The sequence below is a fragment of the Corynebacterium sp. MSK297 genome, assembly GCF_030232885.1.
Taxonomy (GTDB): domain Bacteria; phylum Actinomycetota; class Actinomycetes; order Mycobacteriales; family Mycobacteriaceae; genus Corynebacterium.
In genome coordinates this window covers 1-1,267 of the sequence record NZ_JASPGD010000028.1, presented here as the reverse complement: position 1 = coordinate 1,267, position 1,267 = coordinate 1, and the positions used below count along the sequence as shown (strand labels likewise).

Genomic DNA, 1,267 nt, shown 5'->3' with positions numbered 1-1,267 from the left:
TGGTGTGGGCGGGGTTTTTCGGACCGGATGACTTAACATAGGAGACCATAACGACCGACCAGGTCAGAAAGATATGGAAACCATGAAAAAGTTCACCAAACACGCCCCAGAACAAATCGTGGCTAAATTAGAAAAAGCCACAAAACTTGCCAATGAAGGCAAAACCAACGCAGAGATCTGCCGCGACATCGGTGTTTCAGAAGCCACCTTGGCACGCTGGCGCCGTGACTACGGGCAGATCAACCGCAAAGAAGCCAAAGAACTCAAGCGTCTGCAGGATGAAAATGCACAGCTAAAAGCTCTTTTGGGTCAAGCAGAACTAGAAAAAGAAGCATTACGCGAGCTAGCTGAGAAAAAATTCTAAGCCCGCAACACAAACACGAATCCGTGGACTATCTCACCGATAAAGGCTTTAGTACGCGGTTATCGTGTCGTGTTGTCGGGCTATCTAGATCAAGCTATCAGCGGGCGCGTAGGCAACGCGCAAAGCGTAGTGGTAACCCAAGCGCAGATCGCTACCATTTGCTGCGTGAGTGGATGAATGAGTTTGCTGATACCCATCGTCGGTGGGGTTATAGGCGTGGACTTGTTCATGCTCGCGGTGCTGGTTTCAGCGTTTCTCGGGATGTGTTTCGCAGGTTGTGGCGTGAGGAAAACTTACGGGTTTTTCCTCGTAAACAACGTAAGCAGGTGATCTCACATAATCCTGAACCCCGAAAAGGAGCAGCAGAAAAACCAGGAGAGATTTGGGCACTGGATTTCCAGTTTGATTCTGATTACACCGGCCGGGCGTTTAAGATCTGCAACGTCATCGATGAGTTTAGTCGCAAGCATGTGACTTTTAGCCTGGCTCGGTCTATTAGTGCTGCTGATGTGGTGGAAATGCTAGATGTTGCTGTGTTAGAGCATGGCTGTCCAAAGGTGTTGCGTATGGATAACGGCCCGGAGTTTATTGCGGGTAAGCTACGAGATTGGGTTGATGAGCAACAGTTAACCCAGGCGTTCATTCCCCCTGGTCAGCCGTGGCATAACGGGTTTGTGGAGTCGTTTCATAATCGTATGCGTGATGAGTTGTTGGCTGATAATGTCTTTGATGATCACACCCATGCTGCCCGGATGGTGGCGTGGTGGTCACAAAGGTATAATCAGTTGCATCCGCATTCGTCTTTGGGTTATTTAAGCCCGGATGCGTTTGTTGAGTGTTGGAAGAAAGAAAATCTCGAGGTTACCAGTTAAGGTCACTGGTCCGATATTCCAGCCCACTCCA

The 1,267-nt window shown here is 49.3% G+C and carries 2 protein-coding genes; both read left to right on the top strand.

Translation table 11 applies throughout. The annotated features are described in order from the left end of the window. Window positions 1-73 precede the first annotated feature (73 nt). Window positions 74-364, top strand: a complete 291-nt coding sequence (locus tag QP888_RS10970) for a transposase (RefSeq protein ID WP_018120343.1) — start codon at window positions 74-76, stop codon at window positions 362-364. A 23-nt stretch (window positions 365-387) separates the two neighbouring features. Then, window positions 388-1,236 carry an IS3 family transposase gene (locus QP888_RS10965; protein WP_161970162.1) on the top strand — a complete coding sequence of 283 codons (849 nt, stop codon included), beginning with the start codon at window positions 388-390 and terminating at the stop codon, window positions 1,234-1,236. Window positions 1,237-1,267: the final 31 nt, after the last annotated feature.